The 13,444-nt window shown below is 65.5% G+C and carries 14 protein-coding genes; 5 read left to right on the top strand and 9 right to left on the bottom strand.

The window, feature by feature from the left end:
* Positions 1–44: 44 nt before the first annotated feature.
* Positions 45–248: a cold-shock protein gene (locus CFB34_RS21965; protein ID WP_006477070.1), complete on the bottom strand. Its 204-nt coding sequence runs from the start codon at positions 246–248 to the stop codon at positions 45–47.
* A gap of 420 nt (positions 249–668) precedes the next feature.
* Here CFB34_RS21965 and CFB34_RS21960 point away from each other — a divergent pair, with 420 nt between their 5' ends.
* The gene (locus CFB34_RS21960) at positions 669–2,267 is read left to right on the top strand and encodes an APC family permease (RefSeq protein WP_089439118.1); all 1,599 of its coding nucleotides are present in this window, start codon (positions 669–671) and stop codon (positions 2,265–2,267) included.
* 112 nt (positions 2,268–2,379) lie between these two features.
* Here the strand turns inward: CFB34_RS21960 and CFB34_RS21955 are convergent, their stop codons facing one another.
* The 7 genes from CFB34_RS21955 to CFB34_RS21925 all read right to left on the bottom strand — a co-directional run bounded on the left by CFB34_RS21955 (position 2,380) and on the right by CFB34_RS21925 (position 8,477).
* Positions 2,380–3,171 carry a class III extradiol ring-cleavage dioxygenase gene (locus CFB34_RS21955; protein WP_089439119.1) on the bottom strand — a complete coding sequence of 264 codons (792 nt, stop codon included), beginning with the start codon at positions 3,169–3,171 and terminating at the stop codon, positions 2,380–2,382.
* A gap of 209 nt (positions 3,172–3,380) precedes the next feature.
* Complete coding sequence (locus tag CFB34_RS21950; protein ID WP_048251007.1) at positions 3,381–3,977, bottom strand: UbiX family flavin prenyltransferase; 597 nt, start codon at positions 3,975–3,977, stop codon at positions 3,381–3,383.
* Between the two features lie 16 nt (positions 3,978–3,993).
* Entirely contained in the window at positions 3,994–4,305 is a 312-nt protein-coding gene (grxD, locus tag CFB34_RS21945) for a Grx4 family monothiol glutaredoxin (RefSeq protein WP_006477066.1), read from the bottom strand.
* A gap of 67 nt (positions 4,306–4,372) precedes the next feature.
* Positions 4,373–5,215 (bottom strand): peptide chain release factor N(5)-glutamine methyltransferase, encoded by an 843-nt coding sequence (gene prmC / locus CFB34_RS21940; protein ID WP_089439120.1) that lies wholly within the window; start codon positions 5,213–5,215, stop codon positions 4,373–4,375.
* 7 nt (positions 5,216–5,222) lie between these two features.
* Positions 5,223–6,305 carry a peptide chain release factor 1 gene (gene prfA, locus CFB34_RS21935; RefSeq protein ID WP_039352121.1) on the bottom strand — a complete coding sequence of 361 codons (1,083 nt, stop codon included), beginning with the start codon at positions 6,303–6,305 and terminating at the stop codon, positions 5,223–5,225.
* An 82-nt stretch (positions 6,306–6,387) separates the two neighbouring features.
* Positions 6,388–7,686, bottom strand: coding sequence for a glutamyl-tRNA reductase (gene hemA, locus CFB34_RS21930; protein WP_089439121.1), 1,299 nt, complete (start codon positions 7,684–7,686; stop codon positions 6,388–6,390).
* A gap of 26 nt (positions 7,687–7,712) precedes the next feature.
* On the bottom strand, positions 7,713–8,477 hold the full coding sequence (locus tag CFB34_RS21925; RefSeq protein ID WP_089430538.1) for a response regulator transcription factor: 765 nt from the start codon (positions 8,475–8,477) through the stop codon (positions 7,713–7,715).
* Between the two features lie 171 nt (positions 8,478–8,648).
* Here CFB34_RS21925 and CFB34_RS21920 point away from each other — a divergent pair, with 171 nt between their 5' ends.
* Genes CFB34_RS21920 through CFB34_RS21905 form a run of 4 tightly spaced genes read left to right on the top strand, consistent with a single transcriptional unit; the run spans position 8,649 to position 11,963 of the window.
* Entirely contained in the window at positions 8,649–8,903 is a 255-nt protein-coding gene (locus CFB34_RS21920) for a hypothetical protein (protein ID WP_039352130.1), read from the top strand.
* 18 nt (positions 8,904–8,921) lie between these two features.
* The gene (locus CFB34_RS21915) at positions 8,922–10,736 is read left to right on the top strand and encodes an aminopeptidase P family protein (protein WP_089439122.1); all 1,815 of its coding nucleotides are present in this window, start codon (positions 8,922–8,924) and stop codon (positions 10,734–10,736) included.
* 55 nt (positions 10,737–10,791) lie between these two features.
* Positions 10,792–11,343: a cysteine hydrolase family protein gene (locus CFB34_RS21910; protein ID WP_089439123.1), complete on the top strand. Its 552-nt coding sequence runs from the start codon at positions 10,792–10,794 to the stop codon at positions 11,341–11,343.
* Complete coding sequence (locus CFB34_RS21905; RefSeq protein WP_089439124.1) at positions 11,340–11,963, top strand: HAD-IA family hydrolase; 624 nt, start codon at positions 11,340–11,342, stop codon at positions 11,961–11,963. The genes CFB34_RS21910 and CFB34_RS21905 overlap by 4 nt, the downstream gene beginning before the upstream one ends.
* Positions 11,964–12,022: 59 nt before the next feature.
* Here CFB34_RS21905 and CFB34_RS21900 read toward each other — a convergent pair whose 3' ends face one another.
* A complete protein-coding gene (locus CFB34_RS21900; protein ID WP_242808691.1) occupies positions 12,023–13,345 on the bottom strand; it encodes an IS4 family transposase in 1,323 nt (440 codons plus the stop codon).
* Positions 13,346–13,444 lie beyond the last annotated feature (99 nt).

Raw genomic sequence — 13,444 nt, 5'->3', positions numbered from 1 at the left:
CCCCGCCGAAGCGGGGCTTTTTTTCACGAATTATCGCGCCAAGCTTAGACCGGACGGATGTTCGCAGCTTGCAGACCCTTCGGGCCCGTCTTCACTTCGAATTCAACCTTCTGGTTTTCTTGCAGCGTCTTGAAGCCTTCGACGCGGATTTCCGAGAAGTGCGCGAACAGATCGTCGCCGCCGCCTTCCGGGGTGATGAAGCCGAAGCCCTTTGCGTCATTGAACCACTTGACGGTACCGGTTGCCATGTTACTTGTTCCTAAAAAGATAAAACGGGGCCGAGGCCCATGGGGTGCGGAAAATCAAGGAAGGGGTAATAGGACCAACCGGAGTACCGTTGATGGGCGAACTACGAAAGAACCAATTCACTCGCCACTTGAAATCCTGCGAAGTCCTTTATACGGCTTATCCAGCGCGTGGTCAACCGTATTTCCATGGACTCAGGGTTATTGCGGAGATCAGGTTTACAAAGCTTGCAAACGATGCGAATTTTTTGTAGGGGCCGAACGATTTTGGCGCCACGTTTGAGGTGCAACCGTTAAACTACGCGCCGCGTGGACGGGTTGCCCCGATCGGGTGACACGCCCCCCCAAAATTGCGTGCGCGGTGCTGTCCGAGCCGATCCCGGACGGCGAGCCGACCATGCTTTTTGAGACACAGGAGAGGATGTGAAGAGTTCTATTCAACGGAACATCGGCCCGTTTGCATTGATGCTGACGGGGCTGGGTTCGATTATCGGCTCGGGCTGGCTGTTCGGCGCCTGGAAGGCCGCGAAGATTGCCGGTCCGGCGGCGATCTGCGCCTGGATCATCGGCGCTGTCGTGATTCTCGCCATTGCACTGACTTACGCGGAATTGGGCGCGATGTTCCCCGAGTCGGGCGGCATGGTGCGCTACGCGCGCTATTCGCACGGCTCGCTGGTCGGTTTCATCAGTGCGTGGGCGAACTGGATCGCGATCGTATCCGTGATTCCGATCGAGGCTGAAGCATCGATCCAGTACATGAGCACGTGGCCGTATCCGTGGGCGCACGCACTGTTCGTGAACGGCGAATTACAGACGCTCGGCCTGCTGCTGTCGGCCGTGCTGGTCGTCGTCTACTTCATGCTGAACTACTGGGGCGTCAAGGCCTTTGCGCGGGCGAACACCGCGATCACGATCTTCAAGTTCCTGATCCCCGGCCTCACGATCCTCGGCCTGATGCTGACGAGCTTCCACTCGGAGAACCTGGGCGTCGCATCGAATGCGAGCTTCGCGCCGTACGGCTGGTCGGCCGTGCTGACCGCAGTCGCGACGAGCGGTATCGTGTTCGCGTTCAACGGCTTCCAGAGCCCGGTGAACCTGGCGGGTGAAGCGCGCAACCCGTCGCGCAGCGTGCCGTTCGCGGTGATCACGTCGATCCTGCTCGCACTCGTCATCTACGTGTTGCTGCAAATGGCATATATCGGCTCGGTGAATCCGGCCGACGTCGCGAAGGGCTGGGCGCACTTCAACTTCTCGTCGCCGTTCGCGGAACTGGCGATCGCGCTGAACCTGAACTGGCTCGCGATCCTGCTGTATGTCGACGCGTTCATCAGCCCGAGCGGCACCGGTACGACCTACATGGCGACGACCACCCGCATGATCTACGCGATGGAGCGCAACAACACGATGCCGAAGATGTTCGGCAACGTGCACCCGATCTACGGCGTGCCGCGCCAGGCGATGTGGTTCAACCTGCTGGTCTCGTTCGTCTTCCTGTTCTTCTTCCGCGGCTGGAGCTCGCTCGCGGCCGTGATCTCGGTGGCGACGGTGATTTCGTACCTGACCGGCCCGATCAGCCTGATGGCACTGCGCCGTTCGGCGACCGACATCGAGCGTCCGCTGTCGATTCCGCTGATGAAGCTGATCGCCCCGTTCGCATTCGTCTGCGCGTCGCTGATCCTGTACTGGGCGAAGTGGCCGCTGACGGGCGAGATCATCCTGCTGATGATCGTCGCGCTGCCGGTGTACTTCTACTTCCAGGCGAAGTCGGGCTGGACCGGCTGGGGTGACGACCTGAAGGCCGCCTGGTGGCTGGTCGCGTACCTGCCGACGATGGCCGTGCTGTCGCTGATCGGCAGCAAGGAGTTCGGCGGCCACGGCGTGCTGCCGTACGGCTGGGACATGCTGGTCGTCGCGGCGATCTCACTGGTGTTCTACTTCTGGGGCGTGAATACCGGCTACCGGACCAAGTATCTCGACGAGCGTGAATCGCACGACGAGATCCTCGAGGGGGTCGGTGCCTGACGCGTGACCTGTCGCCGGATTCGGCGGCGGCAGCAAGCAGCGTAAAAAAACCCGCCCGGGCGATGCTCGGGCGGGTTTTTTGTTGGGCGGCCGGCAGCGGCCGCGCGACCGCTCAGGCGGCTGCGCCGGCGAACACGTAGTTCGTCATCGCAAGCACGCGCTGGTAGGTGCCGAGCGACTGGATGCCGAGCTGGTAGTCGTCGTCCGCCGCGCCGAGCGCCGTGAATACCGGCAGCAGGTGCTCGTCGGTCGGATGCATCAGCGCCGCGTGCGGCGCCTGCCGGCGGTAGTCGAGCAGCGCGTCGACGTCGCGCGCGGCCAGCTTCGCCTCGAACCAGTCGGTGAATTCCGTGACGCGCGGATCCGCATCCTCCGGTGCCGCACCGAAATCGGCGGCGCGCAGGTTGTGCGTGATCTGGCCGGAGCCGATCACCATCACGCCTTCGTCGCGCAGCGGTCGCAGCGCGCGGCCGAGCGCGAAGTGGTGGGCGGCATCCGCGCGCGGCTGGATCGACAACTGCGCCACCGGCACGTCGGCTTCCGGGAACATCAGCAGCATCGGCACCCACGCGCCGTGGTCGAGGCCGTGCTCGGTCGTCGCGGTCTCGATGCCGGCCGCATTCAGCAGCCCGGCCGCGCGCTCAGCGACGTCGGGCGCGCCGGGCGCCGGGTAGCGGATGTCGTACAGCGCCTGCGGAAAGCCGTAGAAATCGTGGATCGTTTCCGGATACGCGGCAGTGCTGGCGACGGGGCGCTGCGTGCCCCAGTGCGCGGACAGCATCAGCACCGCGCGCGGGCGCGGCAATTCGGCCGCCAGGTGCGTGAACGCGCCGGACGGCAGCGTCGGGTCGATCGGCAGCGTCGGGGCGCCGTGGGACAGGTAGAGCGAAGGCAAGCGGTTCATGGTGGTGGCCTGCAAAGGGATTTGCCTGTGACTATAGGCGCGCACCGGATATTGATAAATCCGCGATTGCGAATTTGATTGACGCTTGTGGGTTGATAATCCGGGCAGTGCCGTGCGTTTCACGGCAGCTGGACGCTGTATGCGCGAAATTGAATGAATTTCAGTGAAAATCGGCGCAGATGTGCGACGAATGGATCGTGGGTGCTCGCTTACTGCGCGTGCCGGATACCGGCCCAAGGCGTCGTCAGCGGTGCGCTGAGCGCGAACAGGTCGAGCACGCGCGTGACGGTCTGGTCGACGAGTTCCTCGATCGTCTTCGGCATCGCGTAGAACGCGGGCAGCGGCGGGAAGACGATGCCGCCCATTTCGGTGACGGCCGTCATGTTGCGCAGATGCGCGAGGTTGAACGGCGTTTCGCGCACCATCAGCACGAGGCGGCGGCGTTCCTTCAACGTGACGTCGGCTGCGCGCGTGATCAGGTTGTCCGACAGCCCGTGTGCGACGCTCGCGAGCGTCTTCATCGAGCAGGGCGCGATCACCATGCCGTCGGTCGCGAACGACCCCGATGCGATCGTCGCGCCGACGTCGCGCACCGAATGCACGACGTCCGCACGGCTTTCGACATCGGCCTTCGACAGCTTCAGTTCGTGCTGGATGTTGAGCCAGCCGGCGTTCGAAATCAGCAGGTGCGTTTCGACGCCGCCGGCGGCGCGCAGCAGGTCGAGCAGCCGTACGCCGTAGATCGCGCCGGTGGCGCCGGTGATCGCGACGATCAGCCGGCGTGGCGGCGCGCTGGGAGATGCCATCGAAAGGCGGGGCGTATTACGCGGCGGCGAACAGTTGCTGCAGTTCGCCCGACTGGTACATCTCCATCATGATGTCCGAGCCGCCGATGAATTCGCCCTTCACGTAGAGCTGCGGGATGGTCGGCCAGTTCGAGAATGCCTTGATGCCCTGGCGGATCTCGTCGTCTTCGAGGACGTTGACCGTCTTGAACTGGTCGACGCCGCAGGCTTTCAGCACCTGGACGGCGCGGCCCGAAAAGCCGCACATCGGGAATTGCGCGTTGCCCTTCATGAAGAGCACGACCTGGTTTTCGTCGACGATTTGCTTGATGCGTTGTTGGGTGTCCATGACTGACCTTGCGTTTGCGGGGCGTTAGATCGAAATGATAGCGGATTTCAACCGGGCGGGCCGGGCATCAGCCCGGCAGGCGGCCGCCCGTCGTGCGTTCGATGGCGGCCAGATCGGCAAGCGATTCGACCGCGACGAAGCCGTGCGAGGCGAGCACCGCGCGCACGGCCTCGGCCTGGTCGTAGCCATGCTCGATCCAGAGCGTGCCGCCCGGTTTCAGGTAGGTGCCGGCGCCCGCGACGATCGTGCGGATCGCGCTGAGGCCGTCGGCATCGTCCGTGAGCGCGCCGCGCGGCTCGAAACGCAGGTCGCCTTGCTCGAGGTGCGGATCGTGCTGCGCGATGTACGGCGGGTTGCTGACGATCGCGTCGAATGCGAGTGCCGGATCGAGCGCCGCGTACCAGTCGCTCTGCAGCCAGTGCAGCGGGCCGCCGGGGCGGCGCGCGTCGAGCAGCTTGCCGGCGTTGCGCTGTGCGACCTCAAGGGCGGCCGGCGAGCGATCGAGCGCCCACACGCGCGCATCGGGACGCTCGGCGGCGATCGAGACGGCGATCGCGCCGCTGCCCGTACCGAGATCGAGCACGGCTGGATGCGGCAGCCCGTCGATCGCATCGAGTGCGGCTTCGACGAGCAGTTCGGTTTCAGGGCGTGGAATCAGCACGTCGGGCGTCACGTCGAACGGCCGGCCGAAGAATTCGCGCATCCCGACGAGCTGCGCGACCGGCTCGCCGGCCAGGCGGCGCGCCTCGAGCGCGCGGTAGCGTTCGACCGCGGCCGCGTCGAGCGGCGCGTCGCCGCGCGTGATCAATTGCGTGCGGGTCCAGCCGAGCGCGTGCGCGAGCAACACGCGCGCATCGACCGCGTCGAGCGGCGACGCGCGCAGCAGTTCGTCGGCGGAAGTGTCGGGCATCGCGGCCTCAGTCGGCATCGCCGAGCGACGCGAGCAGTTCGGCCTGGTGTTCGCTGACCAGTGCGCTGATCAGTTCGTCGAGGTCGCCGTCCATGAGCGCCTCGAGCCGGTACAGCGTCAGGTTGATCCGGTGGTCGGTCATCCGGCCCTGCGGGAAGTTGTACGTGCGGATCCGCTCCGAGCGGTCACCGGAGCCGATCAGACTCTTGCGCGTCGCGGCTTCCTTCGCGTGCTGCTCGTGATACTGCTTGTCCTTGATGCGCGCGGCGAGCACCTTCAGCGCGCGATCCTTGTTCTTGTGCTGCGAGCGGTCGTCCTGGCACTCGACGACGATCCCGGTCGGGATGTGCGTGACGCGCACCGCCGAATCGGTCTTGTTGATGTGCTGGCCGCCCGCGCCGGATGCGCGGAACGTGTCGATCCGCAGGTCGGCCGGATTGATCTCGACCTCGCCGATTTCGTCGGCTTCCGGCATCACCGCGACCGTGCACGCGGACGTGTGGATGCGCCCCTGCGTTTCGGTGGCCGGCACGCGCTGCACGCGATGGCCGCCCGATTCGAACTTCAGGCGCGAATACGCACCCTGGCCAGCGATCCGCACGATCACTTCCTTGTAGCCGCCGAGATCTGACGCGCTCTCCGACATCATTTCGACCTGCCAGCGCTGGCGTTCCGCGAAGCGCAGGTACATGCGCAGCAGGTCGCCCGCGAACAGCGCCGATTCGTCGCCGCCCGTGCCCGCACGGATTTCGAGGAAGATGTTGCGGTCGTCGTTCGGGTCCTTTGGCAGCAGCATCTTCTGCAGCTCGGTCTCGAGGCGGGCCATGCTTTCTCGCGCGCTGCGGATTTCGTCTTCCGCGAAGTCGCGCATCGACAGATCGCCGAGCAGTTCCTGTGCAGCCGTCTCGTCGCTGCGCGACTGGCGCCACAGCGCGTACTGTTCGACCACCGGGCCGAGTTCCGCATGTTCACGCGTGAGCTTGCGGTACTGGTCGAGGTCGGCCGTGACGTTTTCGCGGCTCAGCAGGTCGTTCAGTTCGGCCAGCCGTGTGGACAGCTGGTCGAGCTTGCGTTGCATGCTCGTCTTCATGGTGTGGAGCGGCGCTCCCGGGCAAGGGGTATTCGGAAAGGATAGGCCGGCGTGCGGCCGGCGGCAGGGCGATCGGCCGGCGCTAGTGGCCGGACTGGTCGTTCGAGCGCGGGGCGTGCTGGTAGAAGCCGCGCATCAGGTCGATCAGCGAATCGCGATCGGCGCCGTTCACGCGGTTGAGCGCGCTCGTCGGGCCGTGGATCAGCTTGTTGGTCAGCGCCTGCGACAGCGCTTCGAGCACGGCGGCCGGATCGTCGCCGCGCGCGAGCAGCTTCTGCGCCTTGTCGACTTCGGCCCGGCGCAGTGCGTCGGCCTGCGTGTGCATGTGACGGATCACCGGCACGACGCTGCGCGTGTCGAGCCATTGCATGAAATTCTGCACGCGCGTTTCGATGATCGTTTCGGCCTGCGCGACCGCGGCCTGGCGCGATGCATTGCCTTCGCGCACGATCGCGCCGAGATCGTCGACGGTGTAGAGGAACACGTCCTTCAGCTTGCCGACTTCGGGCTCGATGTCGCGCGGCACCGCGAGGTCGACCATGAAGATCGGCCGGTGGCGCCGTGCCTTCACCGCGCGCTCGACTGCGCCGAGGCCGATGATCGGCAGCGTCGACGCCGTGCACGACACGATGATGTCGAATTCGTGCATGCGGCTCGGCAGATCCGCGAGCGGCATCGCACGGCCGTTGAAGCGTTCGGCGAGCCGCTGGCCGCGTTCGGCCGTGCGGTTCGCGACGACGAGTTCGCGCGGGCCTTGTGCGGCGAAGTGCGTCGCGCACAGCTCGATCATTTCGCCGGCGCCGATGAACAGCACGCGCTGATCTGACACCTTTTCGAAGATCCGTTGCGCGAGGCGCACCGCGGCGGCGGCCATCGACACCGACTGCGTGCCGATTTCGGTCGTGCCGCGCACTTCCTTCGCGACCGCGAAGGTGCGCTGGAACAGCTGGTTCAGATAGGTGCCGAGTGCGCCGGCTTCCGTCGCGGTGCGGACGGCATCCTTCATCTGGCCCAGAATCTGCGTTTCGCCGAGCACCATCGAATCGAGGCCGGATGCGACGCGAAACGCGTGCCGGACCGCTTCCGACTGCGGCAGCGCATAGACGTGCGGCGCGAGTTCGTCGACCGGGATCCGGTGATACTCCGACAGCCAGCGGATCGCGCCTTCGCGTGCCGCGCGATCGTCGGTCGCGCAATACAGTTCGGTGCGGTTGCAGGTGGAGAGGATCGCCGCTTCGGGCGTATTGGGCGCCTGGGGGCCGAGAAACACGTTCTTGAACGTGACGAGAGCCGGCTTGATCTGCTCGAGCGGAAACGCCACGCGTTCGCGCAAGGCGACAGGCGCAGTGTGGTGATTGATTCCGATCGTGAGGAGTTGCATATCGAGGGCTATCGTTTAGCCCCATATTATAGCGTTTCAGCGATTTCCTCACTCGCTGCATACCGAGCATCAGCGTGGCGGGGCCGGGAATTTGGGGGCTCGATCGGCACGCGGTCGAGCTGATAGCCGTAGCCGTAGAGCGGCAGTAGCCGGTAGCCGCGCTCCGGAAGCAGCCGTAGTTTGCTGCGCAGCCGGGACGCATGGGTATCGAGCGTGCGCGACTTCATGTCGCGGCGGCGCGCCCACACCGTTTCGAGGATATGGGCGCGCGACACCGGCCGCGACAGGTTCGTGAACAGCAACTGCGCGAACCGGAACTCCTTCGGCGTGAGTGAAACGATTGCGTCGTCGAAGCGAACGAGGCAGTGCGTGGCGTCGAACGCGTATTCGCCATACATTTCGCGCGAGCGGTTGGGTGGCCGGCGCACGCCGGCGCGCCGGCTCAGCGCGTTCACGCGCGCAAGCAGCTCGGGCCCGCTCACGGGGCGTACGAGGCAATCGTCGGCGCCCGCGTGCAGGCACGATACGATTTCGCTTTCGCGCGGCAGCAGCATCACGGCGATGGCCGGCAGCCCCGGCAGGACCGTCTGCGCACGCGGGATGACTTCCTCGGCCGGCTGGTCGCCGGCCCAGTGGCCGGTGATCAGCATGTCGCAGGTATTGTCGGTGGCGAGCCACTCGAACAACGCCGCGCTGGACGGAAACGCATGGCACACATGACCGCCCGCAAAGAGCAGGCGGTTCAGGAGCGCGGCATGGCGCGCGTCCGGATCGATCAGAGCGATTCGCATGAGAATTTCTTCAATACGGCAGCCGGCGCGCGCTTGCCATAACGTCGAGTCGGCCCCTACACTCGAATGTTGGCGGCACCCGGCTGGTCTCGGGTTCGATGGATGAATCGATGCTAGCCGCTGGCAACGTTCACGCCTATGGGACGAATCTGAATTTATAGAAGGCGTCGAATGAACTGGTTTGGAATCCTTGTCCTGGGAGCGGCCGTCGGGCTGTTCGGCCGATGGCTGCATCCGATGCGGCGCACGGGCCGGCCGGCATGGTGGATCGCGGTGCTCGCCGGCATCGTCGGCGCGGGCGCGGCCCGCATGGCCGGCAATCTCTCGGGACTGTTTTACGATGGCGAGACGCTCGAATGGCCGGTCTGCACCGGTGTCGCGTTCCTCGTCGTAGCCGTGACGGTTACGCTGTCGGCCCGTCGCTGAATGTTCTCAGGTGAAATCATGAATGCCCGTCTTCCCGAAGTCTTGCCGGTGCCGGCCCGCCTCGCGCTGCTGCGTGGCGCCATGGCCCGCGAGGACCTGGCCGCCTATCTCGTGCCGTCCGCCGATCCCCATCTGTCCGAGTATCTGCCGGAGCGCTGGCAGGCCCGCCGCTGGCTGTCCGGCTTCACGGGCTCGGTCGGCACGCTGGTCGTGACCGCGGATTTCGCGGGGCTATGGGTCGACAGCCGCTACTGGGTGCAGGCCGAGGCCGAACTGGCCGGCACGGGCGTGCAACTGATGAAGATGACGGGCGGGCAGCAGAGCGCGCCACACGTCGACTGGCTCGCGCAGAACGTGGCGGCCGGTGCGACGGTCGGCGTCGACGGCGCCGTGCTGGGCGTCGCGGCCGCACGCGGGCTGACGGGCGCGCTGAATGCGCGCGGCATCGCGCTACGTACCGATCTCGACCTGCTCGATGCAATCTGGCCCGAGCGGCCGGGCCTGCCCGGCGACGCGGTGTTCGAGCACGCGGCGCCGCAGGCCGACACGACGCGCGCGAGCAAGCTGGCCGAGGTGCGCCGCGCGATGTGCGCGCAGGGTGCGCAATGGCATTTCGTCTCGACGCTCGACGATCTCGCGTGGCTGTTCAACCTGCGCGGCGCCGACGTCAACTTCAATCCCGTATTCGTTGCGCACGCAATGATCGGCACTGCTCGCGCGACGTTGTTCGTCGCCGACGGCAAGGTGTCGCCGGCGCTGGCCGCGTCGCTCGCGAAGGATGGTGTCGACGTTCGCGCCTACGACGCCGCGCGCGCCGCGCTCGCGTCGCTGCCGGACGGCGCGACGCTGCTGATCGACCCGCGCCGCGTGACGTTCGGCACGCTCGAGGCCGTGCCGGCCGGCGTGAAGCTCGTCGAGGCCGTGAATCCGTCGACGTTCGCGAAGTCGCGCAAGACGTCCGCCGAGATCGAGCACGTGCGCGTGACGATGGAACACGACGGCGCCGCGCTCGCGGAGTTCTTCACGTGGTTCGAGCAGGCGGTGAACCGCGAGACGATCACCGAGCTGACGATCGAGGAAAAGCTCACGGCCGCCCGCGCCCGGCGCCCCGGCTACGTGTCGGCAAGCTTCGCGACGATTGCGGGCTTCAACGCGAACGGCGCGATGCCGCACTACCATGCGACGCCGGCCTCCCACGCGACGATCGCCGGCGACGGCCTGCTGCTGATCGATTCGGGCGGCCAGTACGTGACGGGCACGACCGACATCACGCGTGTCGTGCCGGTCGGCACCGTCAGCGACCTGCAGCGGCGCGATTTCACGATCGTGCTGAAGTCGATGATGGCGCTGTCGCGCGCCCGCTTCCCGCGCGGCATCCGCTCGCCGATGCTCGACGCGATCGCGCGCGCACCGATGTGGGCGGCCGGGCTCGACTACGGCCACGGCACGGGGCATGGCGTCGGCTACTTCCTGAACGTTCACGAAGGCCCGCAGGTGATCTCGCACTACGCGCCGGCCGAGCCGCACACGGCGATGGAAGAGGGGATGATCACGTCGATCGAGCCGGGCGTCTATCGTCCCGGCCAGTGGGGTATCCGGATCGAGAACCTGGTCGTGAACCGCGCGGCCGGGCAAACGGAATTCGGCGATTTCCTCGCATTCGAGACGCTGACGCTGTGCCCGATCGACACGCGCTGCGTGCTGATCGAGATGCTGCACGACGACGAGCGCGCATGGCTGAACACGTATCACGCGACGGTGCGCGAGCGTGTCGGCCGGCACCTGAGCGGCGATGCGAAGGCGTGGCTCGTCGCGCGCACGCAGCCGATCTGACACAACACGCGATCACGGCCGGACAACGGCCGAACGACACAACCGAGGGCAGGCAATGGCGGACACCGCAGTGATCGTGGTCGACATGCAGCGCGGGCTGGTGGAGCGGGCGAAGCCCGCTTACCGGCTCGACGACGTGGTATCGGGCATCAACCGGCTGACGGCGGCGGCGCGCGCGGCGAACGCGCCCGTGTGCTTCGTGCAGCACGACGGCGATGCGGACGACGACATCGTGCCCGGCACGCCGGGCTGGGAGCTGCATGCGGGGCTGGTCGTCGGGAACGACGACTGGCGTGTGCGCAAGCAGGTGAGCGATTCGTTTCACGACACGCCGCTTGCGGCGCAACTCGACCGCCACGGCATCCGTTCGGTGCTGATCTGCGGTTATGCGACCGAGTTCTGCGTCGATTCGGCCGCGCGCCGCGCGGCGCTGCTCGGCTACAGGACGACGGTCGTGTCCGATCTGCACACGACGAACGAGCGCACGCACCTGTCGGCCGCGCAGATCGTCGCGCACCATCACTTCGTATGGCAAAACAATTCGCTGTCGGGCAACCCGGTGACGCCGCGGCCGCTCGCGGACGTCCTTTCGACGGAGTTCGCATGACGATCAAGGCCGTGGTGTTCGATTTCGGCGGCGTGCTGATCGACTGGAGCCCGGAGTACCTTTACCGGGAGCTGATTCCCGACGACGCGCAGCGTCGCTGGTTTCTCACGCATGTGTGCGCGATGGACTGGGTGATCCGTCAGGACGGCGGGCAAACGATCGAGGAAGGCACGGCCGAGCTCGTCGCGAAGTTTCCGGAGCACGAGGCGCTGATCCGCGCGTTCTACGCGCGCTGGCACGAAATGATCGGCGGTGTGCTCGACGAAGGCGCCGCGCTCGTCGATCGACTTGAAGCGCAGGGGATGCCGCTGTTCGGGCTGACGAACTGGTCCGCGCAGACATTCCCGTATGCGTGGGACAACTTCCCGGTGCTGCGGCGTTTCAAGGAGATCGTCGTGTCGGGCCGAGTGAAGCTCGTGAAGCCCGATCCGGCAATCTACCGCGAGATGCATGCGCGGATCGAACCGCACCTGCCGGGCGTCGCGCCGCACGAACTCGTATTCATCGACGACAACGCGAAGAACGCCGCGGCCGCGACGGCGCTCGGCTGGCACGGCATTCATCACACGAGTGCGGCGACGACCGAGGCGCGGCTGCGCGAACTGGGCGCGCTCGCGTAAGCGGCGGGCGAGCAGCCCGCCATCGAATAGAAAAAGCGGGCCAGCGGCCCTAATGCCGTTCAGTTAAGGTCTTTCCGAAGATATCGAACGGCATAACGAGCCGGAAGGGATTTGACGGCCCGATCGCATTTACGATCGGGCCGTTTTACGTTGATGAGCAGTTTGAGGTGCTCACGTAGTCGTTTCAGAACGGCGGGGAGCTTTGCCAATGCTGGCGTACGCGCGGCCCACATCATCTCGTGCTGGATAAGGTGGAAGGAGCGCACGAAACTGAGTTCGGTTGGCTCGCACTTGGCCTCGAAGGCAGCGCAGGCCATTTCGCGACGGATCAGGTTGTAGGCGATCAAAGCGCCCCAGATTTCCTGATAAAGGCCTTCGACAGTCCGGCTGCGTAGCGTCAGTGCGCTGCCAAGCATGGATTGCTTGAGCTCGCGATAGCTGGTTTCAACCTGCCAGCGACGTTCGTAGCAGGCATTCAAATCCGCCACCTTGAATCGACGTCGATCGGTCAGCGAAGTCAGCAGCACCCGCTCACGGCCCGCCGCATCAAGCACGCGAATCGCGCGAGCCATCCACCATTCAGGCAACTCCGGGCACTTCTGCCGCGCCTGCGGTGAAACACGCATTCGCACCAAGGCATCCTCGGATTTGCCAGACACGACTTCCCAGCGCGTATTGGATTTGGCGGGAATCAGGAAGTGGCGATTACGTTCGCCTGCGCTCAGGCCGCACAGGATCTCGGCGGATAGAAAGCCCTTGTCGAAGACCGTCAGCGAATGATCCGGAATCTGTTCCAGCAATTGCTTGGCATACAGCATCTCATTCGTGTCGTAGCGACCAAACGCAATGTTTGCAACGAGGTGAGTCGGAAGCGAGGTCAGGGTCACGGCTCGCACCTGCGGATAGCTCGCCACCTTGCCGCTGGCATAGCCCTGAGCGCCGAAGTGTTCGCGATTGGCCGGACTGTCTGGCGTGCGTAACGTGGTGCCATCCATGGCCCACAAGCTCAACCCCTTGAAGGCGTGGCGTGCCGCGTCTTGCTGGCACCAGGCTTGCGCGGTTCGCTCGAACAACCACGCCATGGGCGCATCACCCAATCGCTGCCGAGCCTGAGCGATGGCGCTCTTGCTGACGAACGTCGCTTCGTTGGGCAACACCAGATCCAGGCTATCGACCACCTCACTGATGGACCAGTGGCGGTAGATCGCCAGCGCGATGACCAACCACACGACTTGTTCGGCCGGTAAGCGTCGGCGACGAATGCTGGCCGTGCCCGTGGCATCAATGGCTTGCTCGATCCACTCCTGCGGCAGATGCTCGCCCAGCCGACTTAGGTCGGCGGGCGCTGCATCCAACAGGAAGGTCAGGTGGTCGCTTAGCATCGCGACCAAAGTTAACAGCTTGCCGCCCCGTTTACAACTCCAAACCCCGAAAACAAAAATGCCGTTCAGGTCTTAACTGAACGGCATTAGGCCAGCGGC

The sequence above is a fragment of the Burkholderia sp. HI4860 genome (genome assembly GCF_002223045.2).
Classification (GTDB): Bacteria; Pseudomonadota; Gammaproteobacteria; order Burkholderiales; family Burkholderiaceae; genus Burkholderia.
The sequence above is the reverse complement of the archived record's forward strand: the minus strand, read 5'-3'. Positions and strand labels throughout refer to the sequence as shown.

Coding starts and splice junctions, on each gene's coding strand:
- CFB34_RS21950 (WP_048251007.1), bottom strand. CDS start 3,977: ATGGCATCTCCCAGCGCGCCGCCACGCCGGCTGATCGTCGCGATCACC.
- grxD (WP_006477066.1), bottom strand. CDS start 4,305: ATGGACACCCAACAACGCATCAAGCAAATCGTCGACGAAAACCAGGTC.
- prfA (WP_039352121.1), bottom strand. CDS start 6,305: ATGAAGACGAGCATGCAACGCAAGCTCGACCAGCTGTCCACACGGCTG.
- CFB34_RS21920 (WP_039352130.1), top strand. CDS start 8,649: ATGAACTGGTTTGGAATCCTTGTCCTGGGAGCGGCCGTCGGGCTGTTC.
- CFB34_RS21955 (WP_089439119.1), bottom strand. CDS start 3,171: ATGAACCGCTTGCCTTCGCTCTACCTGTCCCACGGCGCCCCGACGCTG.
- prmC (WP_089439120.1), bottom strand. CDS start 5,215: ATGCCCGACACTTCCGCCGACGAACTGCTGCGCGCGTCGCCGCTCGAC.
- CFB34_RS21900 (WP_242808691.1), bottom strand. CDS start 13,345: ATGCTAAGCGACCACCTGACCTTCCTGTTGGATGCAGCGCCCGCCGAC.
- CFB34_RS21925 (WP_089430538.1), bottom strand. CDS start 8,477: ATGCGAATCGCTCTGATCGATCCGGACGCGCGCCATGCCGCGCTCCTG.
- CFB34_RS21915 (WP_089439122.1), top strand. CDS start 8,922: ATGAATGCCCGTCTTCCCGAAGTCTTGCCGGTGCCGGCCCGCCTCGCG.
- CFB34_RS21965 (WP_006477070.1), bottom strand. CDS start 248: ATGGCAACCGGTACCGTCAAGTGGTTCAATGACGCAAAGGGCTTCGGC.
- hemA (WP_089439121.1), bottom strand. CDS start 7,686: ATGCAACTCCTCACGATCGGAATCAATCACCACACTGCGCCTGTCGCC.
- CFB34_RS21905 (WP_089439124.1), top strand. CDS start 11,340: ATGACGATCAAGGCCGTGGTGTTCGATTTCGGCGGCGTGCTGATCGAC.
- CFB34_RS21910 (WP_089439123.1), top strand. CDS start 10,792: ATGGCGGACACCGCAGTGATCGTGGTCGACATGCAGCGCGGGCTGGTG.